The organism is Flavobacterium gilvum (assembly GCF_001761465.1).
GTDB lineage: Bacteria > Bacteroidota > Bacteroidia > Flavobacteriales > Flavobacteriaceae > Flavobacterium > Flavobacterium gilvum.
Genome location: NZ_CP017479.1, coordinates 3,564,228 through 3,586,597 on the forward strand (window position 1 = coordinate 3,564,228; position 22,370 = coordinate 3,586,597).

General features: G+C 34.3%; 14 protein-coding genes. 8 read left to right on the top strand and 6 right to left on the bottom strand.

What is annotated here, in order from left to right; translation table 11 throughout:
• The first annotated feature begins 30 nt into the window (after positions 1–30).
• From EM308_RS14430 to EM308_RS14465, 8 genes are all read left to right on the top strand, one after another.
• Positions 31–2,943 (top strand): glycoside hydrolase family 38 N-terminal domain-containing protein, encoded by a 2,913-nt coding sequence (locus EM308_RS14430; RefSeq protein ID WP_070261869.1) that lies wholly within the window; start codon positions 31–33, stop codon positions 2,941–2,943.
• 235 nt (positions 2,944–3,178) lie between these two features.
• Positions 3,179–6,085, top strand: coding sequence for a glycoside hydrolase family 38 C-terminal domain-containing protein (locus tag EM308_RS14435; RefSeq protein WP_070261870.1), 2,907 nt, complete (start codon positions 3,179–3,181; stop codon positions 6,083–6,085).
• 240 nt (positions 6,086–6,325) lie between these two features.
• Entirely contained in the window at positions 6,326–7,747 is a 1,422-nt protein-coding gene (locus tag EM308_RS14440) for a sugar porter family MFS transporter (protein WP_035640671.1), read from the top strand.
• A gap of 93 nt (positions 7,748–7,840) precedes the next feature.
• Positions 7,841–8,992, top strand: a complete 1,152-nt coding sequence (locus EM308_RS14445) for a M24 family metallopeptidase (RefSeq protein WP_051877910.1) — start codon at positions 7,841–7,843, stop codon at positions 8,990–8,992.
• 75 nt (positions 8,993–9,067) lie between these two features.
• On the top strand, positions 9,068–9,862 hold the full coding sequence (locus EM308_RS14450; RefSeq protein WP_035640668.1) for an SDR family NAD(P)-dependent oxidoreductase: 795 nt from the start codon (positions 9,068–9,070) through the stop codon (positions 9,860–9,862).
• A gap of 5 nt (positions 9,863–9,867) precedes the next feature.
• A complete protein-coding gene (locus tag EM308_RS14455; protein ID WP_035640665.1) occupies positions 9,868–10,284 on the top strand; it encodes a cupin domain-containing protein in 417 nt (138 codons plus the stop codon).
• A 70-nt stretch (positions 10,285–10,354) separates the two neighbouring features.
• Positions 10,355–11,017 (top strand): RraA family protein, encoded by a 663-nt coding sequence (locus EM308_RS14460; protein ID WP_035640663.1) that lies wholly within the window; start codon positions 10,355–10,357, stop codon positions 11,015–11,017.
• Positions 11,018–11,050: 33 nt separating this feature from the next.
• Positions 11,051–12,106 carry a mannonate dehydratase gene (locus EM308_RS14465; RefSeq protein WP_035640661.1) on the top strand — a complete coding sequence of 352 codons (1,056 nt, stop codon included), beginning with the start codon at positions 11,051–11,053 and terminating at the stop codon, positions 12,104–12,106.
• Between the two features lie 130 nt (positions 12,107–12,236).
• On the opposite strand, the gene EM308_RS14470 is transcribed toward EM308_RS14465, so the two are convergent.
• The 6 genes from EM308_RS14470 to EM308_RS14495 all read right to left on the bottom strand — a co-directional run bounded on the left by EM308_RS14470 (position 12,237) and on the right by EM308_RS14495 (position 22,369).
• Positions 12,237–15,050, bottom strand: a complete 2,814-nt coding sequence (locus EM308_RS14470) for a M16 family metallopeptidase (protein ID WP_035640659.1) — start codon at positions 15,048–15,050, stop codon at positions 12,237–12,239.
• A 54-nt stretch (positions 15,051–15,104) separates the two neighbouring features.
• Entirely contained in the window at positions 15,105–17,207 is a 2,103-nt protein-coding gene (locus EM308_RS14475) for a hypothetical protein (protein ID WP_035640656.1), read from the bottom strand.
• A 44-nt stretch (positions 17,208–17,251) separates the two neighbouring features.
• Positions 17,252–18,424 (bottom strand): signal peptidase I, encoded by a 1,173-nt coding sequence (lepB, locus tag EM308_RS14480; RefSeq protein ID WP_035640653.1) that lies wholly within the window; start codon positions 18,422–18,424, stop codon positions 17,252–17,254.
• 442 nt (positions 18,425–18,866) lie between these two features.
• Positions 18,867–19,208, bottom strand: coding sequence for a hypothetical protein (locus tag EM308_RS14485; RefSeq protein ID WP_035640650.1), 342 nt, complete (start codon positions 19,206–19,208; stop codon positions 18,867–18,869).
• A gap of 346 nt (positions 19,209–19,554) precedes the next feature.
• Entirely contained in the window at positions 19,555–20,229 is a 675-nt protein-coding gene (locus EM308_RS14490) for a hypothetical protein (protein ID WP_035640647.1), read from the bottom strand.
• Between the two features lie 235 nt (positions 20,230–20,464).
• Positions 20,465–22,369, bottom strand: a complete 1,905-nt coding sequence (locus tag EM308_RS14495) for an O-antigen ligase family protein (RefSeq protein ID WP_081907376.1) — start codon at positions 22,367–22,369, stop codon at positions 20,465–20,467.
• Between the last annotated feature and the right edge of the window lies 1 nt (position 22,370).

The window sequence follows — 22,370 nt, forward strand, 5'->3', positions numbered from 1 at the left end:
TTTGGTTTATAATTTAATTTTAAAAAAAATATGGTAAATTTTTATAAAATAAATAAAAAAACACTAATTCATTTGGTATTTATTCTTGCCTCTACAAGTATGTTTGCGACAATTTTGCCAACCGAAGCAGTAGAATGTTTAGTACAACCTGTTTATCGATTCCGAAAAGACAAAACGCCTGGCCGTGAAATCATAATAAAACTAAAAGAGGGAAAATTAGAAGGAAAAATAGCTGTTGATATTACAGCAGGAAAAACTAAGGAAACTACCGAGTTTTTGGATAAAAAAGAGGGTTATTCAGAATTGAGTATATTACTGCCCAATACTATTGGAGTCAAATCGGATGCTACTGTGACGATTGTCATTCGCCAAGGGAAGAACATAATTAAAAAAACAGTCAATGTCCCTACCATGCGCCATTGGAATGTATACCTCTATAATCATGCACACGTGGATATTGGTTATACTAATACCCATAAAAATGTTGAGTTATTGCACAAAAACAATATTTTGGAGGGAATCAAATTGGCAGAAAAAACGAAAACCTATCCTAAAGGCTCCCAATTTGTATGGAATCCGGAAGTAACCTGGCCGCTGGAGCGTTTGTGGGAAACTCAGCCTGAAGAACGAACAAATGTTTTGAATGCCATCAAAAGTGGCTTTATTAGTGTTGATGCAAGCTATTCGAACACTGACACGAGTGTCTGTTCCGATGAAGAGCTGTTTCATCTTTTTAATTTTAGCAGAAAAATCCAACGCCTTTCAGGAAAGCCGATAGATGTTTTTCAACAAATGGATGTTCCTGGTATTTCATGGGGAATAATACCTGTCTTGAATCAACAGGGAATAAAATACATTATGGCATGGCCAAACACCGATAGAGCTGGATTTTCACACGAAGGCTTGGACAAAAAACCATTATGGTGGGTTGGTCCTGACGGAAAATCAAAAGTTTTATTTCTTCAACCAGGACAGTATGCTAATAGCGGAAGTATGGACAAAGGAGGAGCCACAGGCAGACCTTGGTTTGGACAACGCGATCCTCAAAAAGTACCTTTGTATATTCAAACTGGAGATGCAAATGTGGATTTTACGAAGAAATTGGTCGATATGGAAGCCGAGAAATATCCATACGATTTCTTGGTGCTTTCATGGTCCCTTTGGGACAACAATCCTTTGGATGCTGATATTCCGGATGCAGTAAAAAAATGGAATGAAACCCATGCGTACCCTCAAATTATAATTTCAGGAGGGCATCAGATTATGGAAATGATCGATAAAAAATATGGTGATAAATTGCCTGTAGTAAAAGGTGACTATACCGAATTTTGGACAGACGGTCTGGGAACTGCAGCCAAACTTGCAGCAATGAATAGAAAATCAAAGGAGATTCTTACTCAATCGGAAACACTTTGGTCGATGCTTCATCCTGCAAAATCAGCACCAAGAAATGAATTTGAAGAAGCTTGGAGAAAAATCATTTTAGGATCAGAACACACTTGGTGTTTTGAAGACCCAAACGACTCTTATTTTCAAGATGCAATTTTCAAAGTAAAGAAAGGGTATTTCATTGATGCACACGAACGTTCAATTGATTTAATGGATGAAGCATTGGCCCCGGCAACTGAACAGGCAAATAAAACAGTGCCTTCAGGTATTGCTGTATTCAATACTCATTCTTGGAATCAAAGCGGAACAGTGACACTTTCTAAAGAAGAAAGTGGTTTGGGAGACAAAGTAGTTGACGACAAAGGAAACCCAATACCTTCCCAACGTTTGTCAACCGGAGAATTATTATTTATAGCTTCGGATGTACAAGCTTTAGGATCGAAACACTACCGTATAGAAAAAGGAAACTCATTTTCTACAAAAGGATGTACCATCAACGGAACTACTTTGGAAAATAGTAAAGTAAAAGTAGTAGTTGATGAAAAAACAGGAAATATTACCCAACTAATAGACCTATCTACTGGACAAAATTTTGCTGACACAAAAGTAAACGGAGGTTTGAATGCTTTCCGCTGGTTACCTGGTAATGTCGATGCTCCCAAAGCAGATACAGACATTTCGATAAAAATTACCGAAAATGGACCATTGGTTGTAGAATTGACCATTAGTTCAAAAGGTGAAGGTTGTCGATCTATTTCGCGTTCCGTCAGATTAATAAATAATGCTAAATGGGTTGAAATAAATAATGTTGTCGATAAATTACCATTGATGGAAAAAGACGGAATTCATTTTGGATTCGGATTTGATGTGCCACAATCCAAAACACGTGTTGATATCCCTTGGGGGATTATGGAAGTGGAAAAAGATCAATGGGCGCAAGGAAACCGAAACTGGATTGCCATGCAAAGATGGCTGGACGTGTCGAACGATAAAAAAGGAATTACTTGGTGTTCTCTGGATGCTCCTTTATTTGAGTACGGTTCCATGACAGCGAATATTGCTTTGGGCTGGGGATGGGGCTCAAAAGCACCATGGGTGAAAAAACTAGAACCAAGTTCGACTATTTATTCATGGGTGATGAACAATCACTGGTTTACCAATTTTCCATTAACGCAAGATGGTCCCGTTTCGTTTCGCTACCGATTAATGCCTCACGGCGAATTCAATCCTTTGGAGGCAAATCGATTTGGGCTTGAACAATCACAACCGCTGGTACACGTTTTGACTGAAAAAGATCCAAAAACAAAACAATTATTGACAATAGATAATGAAAAAGTTATAGTAACAATTTTGAAACAAAGTGAAAAAGAAGGAGAAATGATTGTACGCTTACGCTCTTTATCGGACAAAACCGAAACAGCAAAAATTGGTTTTCCTTCTATATCACCAAAATCGGTAAACGTTTGTGAAATTGAGGAAAATGCTGGAGCTTCTGTTAGTAATTCGGTTTCAATTCTACCTTACGGAATGATGACGATTAAAGTACAATTTTAAAAATTGTGTAATACAAAAAAAGCAATACTTGAATTCAAGTTTAATCGAAATTATCAGCGTTAATTTATTAAATATTTCTTGTATTTTCAAAAAATAAACACAAACTGATTAAAATAGTACAAGTTTTAATTAACGGAATTGTATTTAAGAGTTGTTATTAAAATTATCTTTGAAAAAACCTCGAGTAAAAGTAATCTTGTAAAATTTGGTTTATAATTTAATATTTAGAAAAAACATGGTAAATTTTTATAAAATAAATAAAAAAACACTAATTCATTTGGTATTTATTCTTGTTTCTACAAGTATGTTTGCGACAATTTTGCCAACCGAAACAGTAGAATGTATAGTACAACCCGTTTATCGATTCCGAAAAGACAAAACGCCTGGCCGTGAAATCATAATAAAGCTAAAAGAGGGTAAATTAGAAGGAAAAATAGCTGTTGATATTACAGCAGGAAAAACTAAGGAAACAACCGAGTTTTTGGATAAAAAAGAGGGTTATTCAGAATTGAGTATATTACTTCCCAATACTATCGGAGTCAATTCGAATGAGACGGTAACAATTGCCATTCATCAAGGAAAAAACACTATCAAAAAAACAGTTGATGTTCCTGCCATGCGCTATTGGAATGTATACCTCTATAATCATGCACACGTAGATATTGGTTATACTAATACCCATAAAAATGTTGAATTATTGCACAAAAACAATATTTTGGAGGGAATCAAATTGGCAGAAAAAACAAAAACCTATCCTAAAGGCTCTCAATTTGTATGGAATCCGGAAGTAACCTGGCCATTGGAGCGTTTATGGGAAACGCAACCTGAAGAACGAACAAATGTTTTGAATGCCATCAAAAGTGGTTTTATTAGTATAGATGCCAGTTATTTGAATATTGATACAAGTGTATGTTCCGATGAAGAGTTGTTTCATATCTTTAATTTTAGCAGAAAAATTCAACGTCTTTCCGGAAAACCGATAGATGTTTTTCAGCAAGTAGATATTCCTGGTATTTCGTGGGGAATGGTTCCTGTTTTGAATCAACAGGGAATAAAATACATAATGTCATGGCCAAATACCGATAGAGCCGGATTTGTACATGAAGGTTTGGACAGAAAACCCGTTTGGTGGTATGGTCCTGACGGAAAATCAAAAGTTTTGTTTTTTCAACCTGGGCAGTATGCCAATAGTGGAAGTATGGACAAAGGAGGAGCCACAGGCAGACCTTGGTTCGGACAACGTGATCCTCAAAAAGTACCTCTGTATATTCAAACTGGAGATGCAAATGTGGATTTTACGAAAAAATTGACCGATATGGAAACTGAGAAATATCCATACGATTTCTTGGTGCTTTCATGGTCACTTTGGGACAATAATCCCTTGGATGCAGATATTCCGGATGCCGTAAAAAAATGGAATGAAACCCATGCATACCCACAAATTATTATTTCTGGAGGACATCAGATTATGGAAATGATCGACAAAAAATATGGCGATAAATTGCCTGCAGTAAAAGGTGACTTTACCGAATTTTGGACTGATGGTCAAGGAACTGAGGCTAAATATGCGGCTATGAACAGGAAATCAAAGGAAATTCTTACTCAATCGGAAACACTTTGGTCGATGCTTCATCCTGCAAAATCAGCACCAAGAAATGAATTTGAAGAAGCTTGGAGAAAAATCATTTTAGGATCAGAACACACTTGGTGTTTTGAAGACCCAAAGGATACCTATTTTCAAGATGCAATTTTTAAAGTAAAGAAAGGCTATTTCATTGATGCTCATGAACGTTCAACTGATTTGATGGATGAGGCATTGGCACCGGCGACACTGCAGGCAAATGGAAAAATTCCATCGGGGATTGCGGTTTTCAATACCCATTCGTGGAATCATAGCGGAATAGTAACGCTTTCTAAAGCTGAAAGTGATTTGGGTAACAAAGTTTTAGATGATAAAGGAAACGAAGTACCTTCTCAACGTTTGTCAACCGGAGAATTATTATTTATGGCTTCGGATGTACCAGCCTTAGGATCGAAACACTACCGGATAGAAAAGGGCAATTCATCTTTCACAAAAGGATGTGTTATCAGTGGAACTACTTTAGAAAACAATAAAATAAAAGTTGTTGTTGACGGAAAAACAGGAAATATTACCCAACTAATAGACCTATCTAGTGGACAAAATTTAGCCGATGCAAAAGTAAACGGAGGTTTGAATGCTTTTCGTTGGTTGCCTGCTAATGTTGATGCACCAAAATCAGATACAGATATTTCGATAAAAATCACCGAAAATGGACCGCTAGTTGCTGAACTGACTGTTACTTCAAAAGGAGAGGGTTGTCGATCTATTTCTCGTTCCGTTAGATTAATAAATGATGTAAAATGGGTCGAAATAAATAATGTTGTCGATAAATTACCATTGATGGAAAAAGACGGAATCCATTTTGGATTCGGATTTGACGTGCCACAATCTAAAACTCGTGTAGATATTCCTTGGGGAATCATGGAAGTAGAAAAAGACCAATGGAAGCAAGCAAACCGAAACTGGATTGCCATGCAAAGATGGTTGGACGTGTCGAACAATAAAAAAGGAATTACGTGGTGTTCTCTTGATACTCCTTTATTTGAGTACGGTGGTATGACAGCAAATATTGCTTTGAGTTGGGGAGCAAAAGGACCATGGTTGAAAAAACTAGAACCGAGTTCTACTATTTATTCATGGGTGATGAACAATCACTGGCATACCAATTTCCCATTAACGCAGGATGGTCCCGTTTCGTTTCGTTACCGATTAATGCCACATGGTGAATTCAATCCTTTGGAGGCAAATCGATTTGGGCTTGAACAATCACAACCACTGGTACACGTTTTGACTGAAAAAGATCCAAAAACAAAACCATTATTGATAATAGATAATGAAAAAGTTATTGTAACAATTTTGAAACAAGGAGAAAAAGAAGGAGAAATGATTGTGCGATTACGCTCGTTATCTGACAAAACCGAAACAGCAAACATTAGTTTTCCTTCTATATCGCCAAAATCGGTAAACGTTTGTGAAATTGAGGAAAATGCAGGAGCTTCTGTTAGTAATTCGGTTTCAATTCTACCTTACGGAATGATGACGATTAAAGTACAATTTTAAAAATTGTGTAATACAAAAAAAGCAATACTTGAATTCAAGTTTAATCGAAATTATCAGCATTAATTTATTAAATATTTCTTGAATTTTAAAAAAAGAAACACAAACTGATTAAAATAGTACAAGTTTTAATTAACGGAATTGTATTTAAGAGTTGTTATTAAAATTATCTTTGAAAAAAGCTCGAGTATAATCGATGTTCTAGAATTTAGTTTAATGAATTAATTTTAAAAAAGAAACGTAATGAAATTAAGTGGTTCAATATATCTGGTGCTAATATGTTTTACGGCTGGATTGGGAGGATTTTTATTTGGTTTTGACACTGCGGTTATCTCAGGAGCAATCAATTTACTGAGAACTCAATTTGAGTTAAGTCCAGCTATGGAAGGTTGGTTAATGAGTTCTGCACTTTTTGGTTGTATTGGAGGGGCAGCTATTTCCGGCTGGCTTTCAGATAAATATGGCCGTAAAAAAATCTTAATGTTATCCGCATTATTATTTATAATATCAGCATTCTGGTGCGCTATTGCAGATACAGCAACAGTTCTGGTAATTGCACGTATTCTGGGTGGAATTGGAGTAGGATTTGCAGCAATGGTGGCGCCAATGTTTATTTCAGAAATATCTCCTGCCGAACTTAGGGGCAGACTGGTTTCGGTGTATCAATTGTCTATTACGCTAGGTATTTTAGTTTCATATTTGTCTAATGCTTGGATACTACAAATTTCGACTTCAAATTCGATTTCAGGGCCATTGCATTTTTATTTTGTAGAGGAAGTATGGAGAGCCATGCTTGGATCTAATATGCTACCATCACTACTTTTTTTAATGTTATTATTATTAATTCCCGAAAGTCCAAGGTGGCTGATAAAAAAAGGAAATATTGATGAGGCTTACAAAATATTAAAAAGAATTGATGGTGATAAAAAAGCAAGTTTTGAATTGAACGAAATTAAGGAAACCGTAACCGAGGAAGAAGGTGGCATTAAACTTTTGTTTGCAAAAAAAATGAGACTTGCTCTTATCATTGGGCTGGCATTACCTTTCATAAGTCAGCTTTCGGGGATTACGACGGTTATGTATTATGCACCGGCAATTTTCGAAAAAGCTGGTTTTCAGTCTGGTTCTGCTATGGGAGGCGCCGTACTCATCGGATTTTTTAATATGATATTTACAGTAATTGCTATTTGGCGAATTGATGTTTGGGGTAGAAAACCTTTACTAATCTGGGGTTTTATTGGATTAAGTATTGCATTAATTTTTATAGGTTGGTTGTTTTATACTAATAATACAAGTGAACTACTCATGGGAGGGTTTGTATTTTACATAGCTGTTTTTGCAGCAACTCTAGGACCAGGAGTTTGGGTGGTAATTTCAGAAATATACCCAACAAATATAAGAGGACGTGCAATGTCTCTGGCAACACTTTCTTTGTTTTTTGGTTCAACCGTTGTTACACAAACCTATCCTATATTTAGGGAATCATTAGGTATCGGACCAACTTTCTTCCTTTATGGTATTGCGATGCTTCCGGCAGCCTATTTCGTTAAAAGATTCATTCCAGAAACTAAAGGGAAAACTTTGGAAGAAATAGAACATTATTGGAAAGACGAAAGTATTGAAGATGCAAAAGAAGAAAGTAAGCCAAAAGCCATAATTTCTTAAAGTTGAAAAGTCCCTTTTTGATACATAAGGTTTCTGAATCTGTAACCTTATTTGATTGATACAATTAGAATAAAATAAAAGTTGTTATAAATTATGAATCATACTAGAAAAAAATTAGTTGATGAACTAATGCAAGAACAAGAACTCGGCGCTTTAATTTTTTGGAGACCCGAAGAGTTAGTCATGATGCTTGGTTACTATCCGTTGTGGGGATTGTCTTTTTTGGTTTATACAAATGATGAAAAGCCCGTTTTATTTGTGCCTCAGGCAGAACCCGATGATGTTTTACCGCCAGGAATTGAAATAAAAAAATTTCCGTGGGGAGAATTATCCCCAATAAATCCTTGGAATGTTCTATTTGAAGAAATTCAAAAAGTACTGGATTCGAAAAACATTACAGGAAAAAAAATATCTTTTATACAAGAAAGAGGCGGTACAACTCCTTGCAGAATGTCTGGGGAGACTCCCCTACTTCCAGAGAATTTAATCAACAGTTTACTGAAAATAAACAACGGGAATTTTAAAGAATGTGATGGACCATTATTAAGTCTGTTTGAGTTCAAGACCGAGGATGATTTAAAAGGAATCAAGATTGCACATAAGGTTGTAGGTAAAGCTGTGGCCGTTTTTGAAAAAAATGCAGTTCCAGGAATGACAGAAGCTCGACTTGCTGCATTAATTGAATTTGAAATTGCAACAGCGATGGAAGACAGTGCCATTTTTTCGTCCAAAGGATGGCCTCAAGTCCAATCGGGGACAAATCTTGTTTATGGTGGCCGATTCAATCGCAGTACAGCAAAAACTATCAGCAATGGTGATCATGTAATGCTCGAATTAGCTGCGTGTGTGAATGGATATTGGGTTGATATCACAAGAACTATCGCAGTTGGTGAAACTAACGACACCCAAAAAGAAATTTTTAAAACCGTACAGGAAGCACAACAATTGGCAATAAAAACGATACGACCAGGAATATCCATGGCAGCTATCGATACCATTGCGAGAACTTACATAGAAAATGCAGGTTATGGAAAGTTTTTCAATCACGCTTTAGGGCATCATGTTGGTTTTAGATATCATGATGCGGGACAAGGATTCTCGCCTTTTAGCGCTGGAATTTTAAAGGAAGGTATGGTTTTGACCGTTGAACCGGGGATTTACGGTGAAGAATTAAAATCTGGCGTTCGAATTGAAGATAATCTTTTGGTAACCAAAGATGGTTATGAATTGTTGTCAGACTATTGATTTTGTCATGAGTTATTGGATTTTCAACGAACCCAGTGTATTATAAAAAAAAAAAAAAAAAAATGAACTAAAAGCATGAAAAATACTATTGACCTAAAAGGGAAAACGGTATTGGTAACAGGAAGCAGCCAAGGAATTGGAGCCGGAATTTGTTCGGCAATGGCAGCTTGCGGAGCTAATATTGTGATTAATTATTTAAAAAGTAAAGAAAGTGCCGAAGCTCTGGCGGCATCATTGCAAAATGACTATAAAATTAAGGCATTAACATTTCGTGCAGATGTTTCTGTAGAGGAAGATGTAGAGAAAATGTTTTTATTTATTGATGAAAATATGGGATCCGTAGATATTCTTGTCAATAATGCAGGATGTGAGACTATTGATCATGCTGTTTCTTTGGATTTAAAAGAATGGGATCGCATATTTAATGTCAACCTGAGGGGAGCTTTTCATTGTGCCCAACTCGCAGGACAGCGAATGATGGAAAAAAATAGTGGCGTAATTATCAATATTTCTTCCATACATGATAAAGTACCAAGAAAAGGATTAGTGCATTACTGTTCATCAAAAGCAGCAATGAATATGATGACAAAGTGTTTGGCGCTAGAATTGGCAGAATACAATATTAGGGTAATGACCGTTTCTCCAGGAGCAATAGAAACGGAGATGAACAGAGAAGAAATCAATGAATTTGGCCGAGAAAAGTTTAATACTTGGATTCCGGCTGGAAAAATAGGCATGGTAGAGGATGTTGCTTGGACATGTGCTTTTCTAGCCAGTGAAAAAGCCGCATATATGACCGCAACTGAATTTTATATCGACGGTGGTTACAAGGAAAGTACTGTTCAATACGATCCCCGCCCCAAAAAATAGTAGAAATGAACAAATCAGCAATTGAAACATATTATCACGATGGTGATGGATATAATCCTTTTTTTATAACCAATCATTGGCAGGTTGCCCAACTGAATTATTTACCGGAATTAGGAATGCAAGCAATTAATAAATTAGAAATGCATGCAGCTACCGACGAAATTTTTATTCTTATAAAGGGAACAGCAATACTTATTCTAGAGTGTAAGGAAGAAGATGAACTGAGTTTTGAATTAACAAAAATGAAGGTTGGGGTCACTTATAATATTCCTTTGAAAGTTTGGCATGCTATTGCTTTGGATACGGATGCTGAAATAATAATTGTAGAGAAAAGTAATACTCATTTAGAAGATGTTACCTATAAAAATCTTTCACTCGCAGAACAGGAAAAACTCAACAAAGCCATTCGAGAACTTCTGTAAAAAATAAATAGAAAAAATAAAGAAAAACTAATAAGAGTCAAATTCAGACAAAAAATAAAAATAGTAAACTATGAAATGGGAAAACGATTCGGAATTATTTGAATTATTTAAAAACGAATTATACACACCGGTGGTTGGGGATATCTTGGACGATTTAGGATATTATCATCAGTTTTTACCGCAACCAATACAGCCGATGCGTTTTGAAGATAAACTTGTAGGTCGTGCTATGCCAGTGCTTATGATTGATGTATTTGGTCCACAAAAAAAACCTTTTGGAAAGCTCACCGAAGCCTTAGATCAACTTTTGCCAAACGAAATATATGTAGCCACTGGAGGGACAATGCGCTGTGCGTACTGGGGAGAAATTCTTACGGCTACCGCCAAAAAAAGAGGAGCTGTAGGTGCTGTAATTGATGGTTTCCATAGAGATACACCGATGGTTTTGGAACAAAATTGGCCGGTATTCAGCAGAGGACGATTTGCTCAAGATTCAGGTGTGCGTACACAAGTTGTGGACTATCGATGTAATATCGAAATCGGAAACGTATGGATAACTCCCGGAGATTTGATTTTTGCAGACATGGACGGTGTTTTGGTTATTCCAAAAAAAGTTGAAGAAGAAGTGATATTAAAAGCACTAGAAAAAGTCAGAGGCGAAAAATTAGTTAGAAAAGAAATAGAAAATGGTATGTCGAGTACCGATGCATTTTGTAAATATGGCATTCTTTAAAAAGAGTTATGCCTATCAAAAAATAGAATTACTATGAAACTAGGATTGGGACTATATCACCATATGCTCAATAAAGAGCATTATGCTTTTGCAAAGCAATGTGGTTGTACACATGTAGTAATACATCTTGTCGATTATTTTAATAAAGGAAACCAGGGGAATAAAAATGACCAACCAATAGGTGACGGAAGTGGTTGGGGCATTGCCGGAAAATCAAAAAATCTATGGGAAGTAGATGAATTGCTTCGAATAAAAAAAGAAATAAATGATGCGGGTCTGGAATGGGGAGCCATAGAAAACTTTGATCCCGCCGATTGGCATGACATCCTATTAGACGGCCCAAAAAAGAAACAACAAATAGAGGAAATTAAAAGGCTGATCCGTAATGTAGGAAAGGCTGGTATTCCCGTTATTGGATACAATTTTAGTTTAGCGGGTGTATGCAGTAGAACCACTGGCCCTTTTGCCAGAGGTGGTGCCAACTCTGTTGGGATGGACGGCGTAGATGAACGCCCTATTCCCAATGGAATGGTTTGGAATATGGTTTATGACGAAAACGCTCCAAACGGCGTAATTCCAAATGTCTCGCATGAAATATTATGGCAACGTTTAGAATATTTTCTTAACGAAATAATCCCCGTTGCAGAAGAAGCGGGCGTAGTTTTGGCAGCACATCCAGATGATCCACCTATGCCAGTAGTTAGAAACACTCCCCGATTGGTTTATCAGCCGAGTATGTACAAAAAATTATTGGATATTAATCCTAGCAAAAATAATGCATTAGAATTTTGTCTTGGTTCCATTGCCGAAATGACTGAGGGAGATGTCTATGAGGCAACCGAAACATACGCTGATACTATTGCGTATATTCATTTCAGAAATGTAAAAGGTAAAGTGCCATTTTATAAAGAAGTCTTTGTCGATGAGGGCGATATTGATATGATTAAGATTCTTCGCATTTTGAAAGAAAAAAAATTCGAAGGAATTCTTATCCCCGATCATACTCCACAAATGACTTGCGAGGGATCTTGGTATGCTGGAATGGCTTATGCTCTGGGATATATGAAAGCCGCAATGAAATTGATATAACGATTCGATTTTTTGATATAAAAAACCTCCAAAATCATCTGATTTTGGAGGTTTTTGATTTTGGAGGTCCTTATAAACCTCTTTACTAAATCATTTATTGAATTCATTTACACTATAAGTCATACTTAACCTATAATTTTTCAGGCATCAAAATTCCAACAACTTTGTCATTTGTCAAATACTTTTTGGCAACTACCTGAATTTCTTTTGCAGATAAAGCATTTATTTTTTCCTCAAATTTTAAAACATCTTCAGAGGAATTTCCGTTAATAAATGATTTTGTAAAGTTGGTCATCCAAAATTCATTTTCTTTGCTTTGTTTCTTGAAATCTAACAATTCAGCTTCTTTAAATTTTGTCAAATCTTTTGCTTCGGGACCATTAGTAATAATTTTTTGTAGTTCGTTTAGGGCGGATGCAGTTAGTTTTTCTGCATTGTCAGAACCACAAGGAAATGAAATGGAAAAATTATAAGATCCATTTGGTATTTTACTCATTCTTCCTGATGCATTAACGCCATATACACCACTTTCATTTTCTCGCAATTGCTCGGTTAATTTGATAGTAAGAATATCACCAAGTGCCTGCAAAGCTAAGGCTTCTTTTGGTGTGTAAACAGCATCTCCATAATACATTATTACAACAGTGCTTTTGGGATCTGCCCCTTTATTAACTATTTTTTTTAGATCTCCCTTCAACATTCTATAACCTAAATCGATTGCTTTTTCTTTCTTTTCCGTTGAAGGCAATGACCCAATATATTTAGTTGCATAACCTTCCATTATTTTATCATCAATATTTCCAACAAAATAAAATTCGAAATCACTGGCATTTGCAAAACGCTCTTTGTATTTGTTGTATGCCAATGTATAATCAGTTTCAGCCCATGTTTTTTCTGTTGGAATAAGTCCGTTGAATCTTGGGTTTTCCTTATTTAAATAGCCAAATAGCTCTTTTTGGAAATAAAAATTTGGCTGAGATTCCATGTTTTTATAAAAGGCAGATTGTTTTTGTTTGTAACCTTCAAATGCCTCTAAATCCAAATTTAAATCTGTAAAATAAGCATACGTCATTTGAAATAAATACTCCAAATCTTTTGGCGTAGCACGACCTCTCACACCTTCAGTACTTTCTCCTATATATGGATAAGCGTTGGCGATTTTCCCTGTCATAAATTTGTTGATGTCATTCAGCTTTAAACCTGAGAAACCAGCTTGAGTCAAAGCTGCATTGGCGAACTGGACTTTTTTCATTTCTTCATTTGAATATAAATTACTTCCTCCTAAACTTATGGCTTCAAACTGTATCTCATCATTTTTGAAATCTGTTTTTTTATAAGTTACTTTAGCCCCATTTGACAAGAATAACGTTTTGGTTCCCAATTTTTCATTACTTTCACGCTTAACAATACTCCCCGGTTTTACTTCGTTTCTCAGTAAACTTTTGGCAAGAGTTCCATCCTCGTATTGTTTAATCTCATCAATATTTACTTTCATTGCATTAAGAACCTCTTCCTCCGAAGGTTTTTTAAGACTGTCTTTTTCCGGTCCAGTCAAAATAACAACTCTGTTATCGTCTTTTATATAATTCTTAATAAGTAAGTTTACATCGTTCAAATCAATGCTGGGCAATATTTCTTTTATTCTGCTATATCTCCATTCAATCCCTGGTACCGGTTTGTTTTCAAGAAAAATTGATTGCAATTCTTCTACATAATTTGAAGAATTGGTTTTGTCCCTTTCATTGTAATACGATTCATAGTATGACAAAAATTGATGTTTTGCACGCTCTAATTCATTTTCTGAAAAACCATATTTCTTTACTCGTTCATTTTCGGTTACAAGAACTTTCAATGCTTCCAATTGTTTTCCCTCCTGTGACATAGCAAAAGATTGGTAGCCCTCTTTTGTTCTAGCCAAAGTTTTTCCATGAAATGAATATCCGTAAGTAAAAGGCGGCGTTGGAGAATTTGTTAACTCATTTAAACGAGTATTTAGCATCGTAGTAAACAAACCTTCTGTCAGTTGATCTTTAAAATCTTTAAGCGTTACTTTAGATTTAGGCGAACTATAATCTTTATAAATTAATTGTACCTGAGCATTGGATGCTTCTTTGTCACTCTCAACGGCAACAAAAGTTTCTTTGTGATTAGGGACGTCATATATTTCTCTTAATTTTTCATTTTTAGGATTTTTATAGCTTGAAAAATGAGCAATCACTTTCTTCTCCATTTCGTCAACGTTAATATCCCCTACAATGATAATACTCATCAAATTGGGGCGATACCAATCTTTATAAAAACTAACTAATTTGTCGTATTTAAAATTTTCTATAACTTCTTTTTTACCAATTGGCAAGCGGTCTGCATAACGAGACTTATACATCATTTTTGGCAGATAACGATCAAGCATTCTTTTCCCTGCACCCAAACCCAAACGGTATTCTTCTAAGACTACTCCCCTTTCCTTATCGATTTCATCAGATGTCAAATTAGCGTTAAAAGCCCAATCTTCTATAATGTTGAATCCATTTTCAAGTTTTTCAGGGCTATCAGACGGGATTGGCAAAAAGTAAACCGTTTCGTCAAAACTGGTATAAGCATTTAAATGTTGACCGAACTTAACACCAATGCCCTGGAGATAATCGACCAATTTGTTTTTTGGGAAATGCTTAGTTCCGTTAAAGTTCATGTGCTCCATAAAGTGAGCCAGTCCACGTTGGTCTTCATTTTCCAGAATTGATCCCGCATTGACAACCAGTCGTAAATCGACTTTGTTTTCTGGTTTGCTGTTTTTCTTGATGTAATAAGTTAAACCGTTTTTAAGTTTTCCCGTTTTTATGCTAGGATCAAAAGGGATAGCTTTCGAATAATCAATTTCCTGCGCAAAAAAAGTTGCTGGAATCAACAACAATAACCCAAAGGCTACTTTAATAATTTGTTTCATAAATATTTGTTTTAAGTTTTATATAATAAGCATTTTGTTTTTTATAAGTATTTATCACCACCAAACTTGCTTTCCTTTTTCATAAGTAAAAATTCTTTCCTCTTTTCCTTCATCTATGCAGTGTAGAAGCAATATTGCATTTTTTGGTACATTATGAAAGGTCAAGGAATAAGTTTTTGCCTTTTGTTTTCCCAATGACGACCATCCATTAGTCTTCCAATAATATAGTTCGTAGGTTAACTCAGGTAAAACATTATTTCCATCATTTTGAGGACAAAAGCCAATCGAATCAATGGTCTTAGGGGACTTAAAATCTAGTCCCAACCAACAATCCGATTGATCTGAGTTTTTGTACGAGGCGAATTTTGGCAGAGCATAGGTTAGTGTGTTTTGGTCAAAACATTTGTTCGCTTCGACAATATCTAGACCTTTTGAAAAAAGAACCTTTCCCTGTACCAAAATACTGCCCTCTTTCTTAGTTTTCTCAAAACAAACAATCTCAGCAAGTCTTCTTGGTTCTATTGCGGGAAACCCATCTTCTTCTTTAGGAATTTCCTCTATGTTTAAATCTGCCTTTGGGAAAAGAAACCGTATGTACCTGTATTTATGCTTCAGCGATGTGAAAATTACATTCATATAGGCTTTCGCCACTTCGGAAACTTTGTAAATTGTTTTGTGTTTGATAAAGTCTTTATTGTTTGCAACCTGTATCTCACTACCAATCAACGCCTTTGAAAAGGCAATATGTTGAGGATTAGGAGGAAACTTCCTTGTTATCTGAATCGTTTCTCTTTTATTCGTATTTCCAAGAGGTTGCACAGTGCCATCGGGATTAAGGAGAAAAGGATTGTTCGCAGATAGTAATTCTCCATTTTTATAAAAACCCGTCATATAAACGATATCTCTCCCCATACCTCTAAATATAGCCTTATTTTTTTGAATTTCAGCCCACTGAACAGGGCACCATTGTCCATTGTTAAACACGCAAATCCAGAGATAAAAAGTATTTTCAGGTATTGACTTACCAAGAGAAACTTCTATGTCAGTAGTAACGAAATATGAGGATGATACATCTTTTTGCTTATTGGTCCTAAAAAAAGTTGGAATGTCTTCGATGTTCATTCGTTCATCTCCAAAGGGGCCAGCTGGCTGGGAAGCGTATGAGTAACGAAAAACTTTGGGTAACCTAAAAGCCCCCCACAATTTATCTATGCTCACATTGTTATATATCCGTTTGTATTTCCACCGATCCCGATCCCAGAATGATTCAAAAGCAAGGGATTTATTATTATTTAGGATGATGCTATTCCAGGAATGTCCGTTGCTCGCGTTGCCCCATACAGGTACGTAATCAATACTTGAAGGTATACCTACGGATGACAATAGTAGTGTATTGAACCAACACCTAGTTTCGCAAGTACCTCTTTTTGAAACAAGTAAGTCTCCCAGTTTCAAGTATTGAAAATCTGACAAAATCGTACCGGTATGCTTAATACCACGGGACTTAAATTCGTTATATTGATACATGATTGAGTCGACCATGTTCTCAACAGTTTGCGACGGCAAAACATAGCTTCGTTTTATCGAATCGTTTTTAAAATAAGGCAGCCAATTTTCTATACTTATTCCATCTTTTTTACGGTAGGGTAAGATATATTCGCAAAAAGTTTCAAAATTAATGTCCATCATTTTTTGACCCTTACGCCAAGCAGAAAAAGCATATTCGATATGATTAATTAAATAATCAGCTTTTATATTAGTAATATCGGGTAAAATAGGTTTGCCATAAATCGTCTGTCCAAAATCATGGATTTTTTTTAATTCATTCCATTTATTTTGCATAATCTCGTTATATTGAAAAGATGGATCACGTTTCTGACACTGGATTAGCGAATCATAACTATGCAAAATCGGTCGATAATAATGAAGGGAAGTAGTATCCAATGAATAATGTCCCGGCATATTTTCAATTAAAAAATAAGCAGCCTTCAGTTTCAGACTGTCTTTAGGCAATTGATAATGATTGATCACCTTTTCAAGTTCGGTACGATTATTACCAGCTAGCTTCAAAGCTTCTTCAATCTTTTTGGCCTTTTGATTACAACATACAAACAATAGTGAGAAACAAGCCAACCAAAATTTTTTTTTTAAAATCATATAAAACGTTGTTATCTTATTGAAAATTAGAATAGACTTAATTCTTATATTAGTTTAAACAGTCTACTCCATTGAAATTCATCATTTATATTAGAAAATAAGATACATTGCACTTTACCCACAATATTGGTTTCCGGAAGAAATCCCCAAAATCTAGAATCTATAGTTCCTCTTCTGTTATCCCCCATCATAAAATAATAATTCAGTTTGAATCTGTAAGTAGTGGCGCTTTTTCCATTTATAAAATAAGTCCCGTTTTTTTCTACGATGATGCTTTTTTCAAATAAACGCATTACTTTTTCGTACAACATAAAAGTATCTGGATTTAATGTTATCTGCATATCCTTTTTGGGTATGACAATAGGTCCCATATTACTCAGAGTCCACTTACTGTGCACCGTTTTTATTAATTCTTCGTTAGGAATATCAAGACTATCCCTGTTTTTTTTTATCGAATCGATACAGTTTGCTTTCTCGAGCAAGCCAAATTCATCTTTTGAAAAAGTGGCAATACCTAAATTACCTGATTTGTAATCTTGTGTTATTCCACCGTTAATAGCCAAAGAATCTGTCAGTTTATACAGTTTTTTTCGATCCTTTATCCTAAATTGATAATTGTTTTTAACAGTACCCGGTGCTGTAAATAATTTATTGTTGTTGTATATTTCGCCATCTCTTATACTAAGTACATCTCCAGGAAGCCCAACGCAGCGTTTTACCACAAAAAAATCCCGTGACTGGTCTAACGAAAACACAAAAACATCCCCTTGCTTAACTTTTGTAATACCTTCCAGCCTCTTATAATCCCACCACGTTTCTTTTATTCTTGATCTTGCTATTTTATTCATGTAAAAAGCTAAGTTTACCCAAGGAATTTCAAAAGGGGAACTAGGCAGTTTGGGGCCATATTTTAATTTATTTACGACAATAACATCCCCAGGGTACAACATGTTTTCCATAGAGGAACTTGGTATTCTATATATATCAAAAACCAAGAGTTTTATACTGATGACCATTGATAAAAGAAATACAAATAAAAAAATTCCCTTTGTAGTTTTTCTTAAAAAGTCATATCGAATTAAAGGCATAAAGTACAATGTGACACTGTAAATCAACACAAATAGCATAATGACAATGCCTAGCCAAACCAAACCTAGTACTAGCAAAAATATTACTAATAGGATGACCAATAATTTTATTTGTTGTTTTTTTATCATTTTATAGAAAGAAAAACAGCAGAAAAAGTATAACCTCTTTCTGCCATTTTTTACATTATTTTACCTCTTTTTTGAACGGTTTACTAAATAAACTATAATAGCTCCAACTTCAAATAACAATCCTAACGAAATTATTAAATGAGAATAATCTATCTTTTGGATTCTTAAAAAAGCTCCAATTATAACAATTAACAGTCCTGTTAACAGTAAGTTTAATGGTTTTATTTTCATGATATAATATTTAATTGTTAACACTGACATTCGGCCGCTATTAATATAAGAAGAGTTGGAGTTGGAGTTGAATAGAATGCAACAAAACCAACCCAATCTTTCGTAAATTCATCTATTTCTCTTGATTCGCATTACTCATCAAAATAAAAAAAAGTACAACCTTTTAATTTAGCTTTTAACTACTATTTTTTAATACCGTGCTATGGTCTTTTTAAATCAATCCTTTCTCTTCAAGTTCTTTTTTTAGACCGTAATACGATTTTAACTTTTGTTCATTTTCTAAATCAAAATTTTTTCTTCTTATCTCTTTAGGTACTGAATTTTCTAATATATCTTTAATTTTGATTGTAAGTTCATCACCTACTTTTAATTGAGACTTATACCAGTCCAATGTTTCTCCGTTTCCTTTTTCAGATGTATTAAGCCCGGTAAAATCCAAATCAATAGAATTTAAAAATTCGTCAGATAATTTTGTTAAAATTATTGATACAACTCCATTTTCCAATGCAGCAGAAACTTTCTCGTCATTAATATTTAATTCGAATCCTATCATAATATTTTTTTTTTAGCAATTCCAATAACCTAGGACTATTAAAAATAGTGCTAGTAGGATGGGCATTAATTTTTTTTGTTATTTTTTTATCATTTATAGAAATAAAAACAGCAGAAAAAGTATAACCTCTTTCTGCTATTTTTTATATTATTTTACCTCTTTTTTGAACGGTTAACTAAATAAACTACAATAGCTCCAACTTCAAATAACAATCCTAACGAAATTATTAAATGAGAATAATCTATCTTTTGGATTCTTAAAAAGGCTCCGATTATAACAATTAACATTCCTGTTAACAGTAAGTTTAATGGTTTTATTTTCATAATATATGGTTTAAGTATTTTTTTTATTCTTGACAAAGACAAAGTGCAGAAAGTAATATAGCAACTCCGGGACTTCCCCAGTAAGCAACCCAACATGCAAAACAATCTTTAACAAATTCATCATAAGATCTACTTTCGCAAGAGCTTTGGGTTTCACCTGCTTTTCTTTTACACAACTCAGCATTTGCTGTGTTTAGAGTAAATAAAGATGACAAACTTATTATGTCTTGATTTTTTTTATCATATTTTTTATCAGAGAGTAGTTTTCTGTTGTCTATTTGTTTTTCTCCTAAAATAGTTTCTTCTCCATTTTTTTCGAAAACTTTAAACGCTTTATACATATTTGAATTTTCAATATCTTGCGCTATATATAAAATTTCATCAGTTTTTTTAAATTGATATTTTACTATTTTATATTTTCCTTTTAGTTTTAAAGTTTTCATGGTTTTAGAATTCCCTGAAACATAACTGACTTTTGAAATTCCTAATTTATCATAAACATAAGAATAATCCTTTTCTGTTAATTTTTCAGCTTCTTCTTTTACCTCATCCAAAGTATAATTTTGTCCCTTAAATGATAAAATATCCTTTGGAGAATCATCATTAACTTGACAAGATTGAACAACAATGCCTGCAATCAATGCAAAGGCAATGATTAAAATTGAAAAATGTATTTTGCTTAAATTTATTTTTTTCATTTTTATAAAATTTATTGATTAATAGGGTATCTATACCCTCTTATAATTATTATTTTTTTTTGCAAAGTTCTATAGGAATGCTACTTTTGCTGAACATTACAATTGCTTACATGTAAGCAATTGTACGAGATTATGAATCTGAGCACTATAGTGCTTTCTTTTATAAAATCTTCCTCTGGGATTGTGGTTTATTTCATAGACTATATTTTTTTAAGTTAAACATTGTGAGATTTATTTAATTTTTAAAACCCAGAGGTTTTTTGTTTTTTACAAGTATTTCCCTCATTTCTTCATGTATTTCATCAATGGCTGTAGAGGGAATTTTTATCTTTTTACTCAATATTTTTTGTGCTAATACAACAGCCTTCTGCTCTTGTCCGGAATCATCGTAAAATTTTGCCAATAAATAATTGGGATAAAAATGGCTAGGAATCATATTAATAGCATTTTGGTAGGCAGCTTCTGCCTTGTTATATTGTTTTATGGCTTTATAACTATCACCTAATGAAGTTTCTATAACTGAAGTATTTAAGAAGCACTTAGCCTGTTTTAAAACTTCAATTGCTTTATGATATTCTCCTACTATAGCAAGAGTTTTGCCATAATTCATTAAAAAATCACCATCTCTATTAAAAACGGTATATACTGATTTGTAAGCTGAAATTGCCTCATTATAATCTCCATATTGATGGCTATTTAGTGCATTTTCCCATACTATGAATCCCTTATTGAGATTACTTGCATACAAATTGGTTTGATAAATACAAATGGCACCTAACACCAAAATAACTGTTTTAAATGCCCATGATCTCTCCTTGCTTTGATTGTATTTAAGTTGGTAGGTATCTCCATCAATATTTGACAGCGTTGATACTAAAAAAACCAGTACTAATTTTATGGGAAGAATTTGCATGGGATAGGAAAAACAGGCAAAAACAGCAATCCCAAAAAGCCCTGTTTTTGCTACAAGAGAGAGATATTTATAATCTTCTTTTGCTTTTACTTTAAACAAAATGAAGGCAGTAACCATAAGAAACATGAACCCTATCAGTCCATTTTCTACAATAAACTGTAAAAATTCATTAAAAGCATAGTAGGTATTATCAGCGACCATGGTTTCACGGGTTTCTCTATTCTTTTCAAAATAATTTGCTTGGTAATTCATGTAATGGGTTTTGAATCTGTCAAATCCAACACCAAAAACAGGAGTGTCTGCTATCATTTCGGTAGTTACTTTCCAAATAAAAATACGCCCGTCTGAGGATGATTTTTTATAATGATAGATGCTAAAAAGTCCTGTACTTAAAATTCCGACTGAGAATAAAACTATAGCTGTCTTTTGAAATTTTATAGTTGCTTTCCTAAACAAATTACTTAGAAAACGGTATCTTAACTCCATTAAAATTACACTACTTGCTATAGCCGCAATCCATGCTGCCCTAGATTGGGTGGCAGGAAGTACTATCGCAATACTGATAAGTCCTAGCAAGGGAATATATTCAAAAGCCTTTTTTATGAACTCGTTGAACAAAAAGGAGTCATTTTTTGTTTGTGATTGTAATTGTGATATTATTTTGATTTTAAAAAGATACATTCCTAAAGCGACAGACCAAACACTGACTAAAAAACCCGCATAAGGTCCGGGGTTAAAGAAGCTTCCCGTCATTTTGAATCCTGAATGATTGGAGATGCAATAACCCAATAATTGGAGATTACCATAGACTGCTTGAAAAATTCCGGAAATAACAATAGTCAATAGCAACCAAAGGCTGTTTGCAAGAGAAATATTTCTCAAAATAACATACAAAAAACTTAACCCAACCAATTCCAAATATCGAATAGAAAATCCAAAATAAGTTTGAATGACATATCTATTTAAAATAATATAACCGACCAATAGAAAAAGGGAAACATCTAATTTTGAAAAAGAAAAGAATACCATTTTTCCACAGACAACATAGAGAATATAAAAGGCTAACAGCGCAGAACAAGTGTAAAGAAAATAAATACACTTACTAGTGATTGTTCCTTGGACATATCCTGATATACTAATCTGGGGTAAGAGCAAAAAAAGCATAACTAATAATACTAGTAAACCAACCTTTGAAAAATTTATTAATATGACCTCTGTTTTTAACATT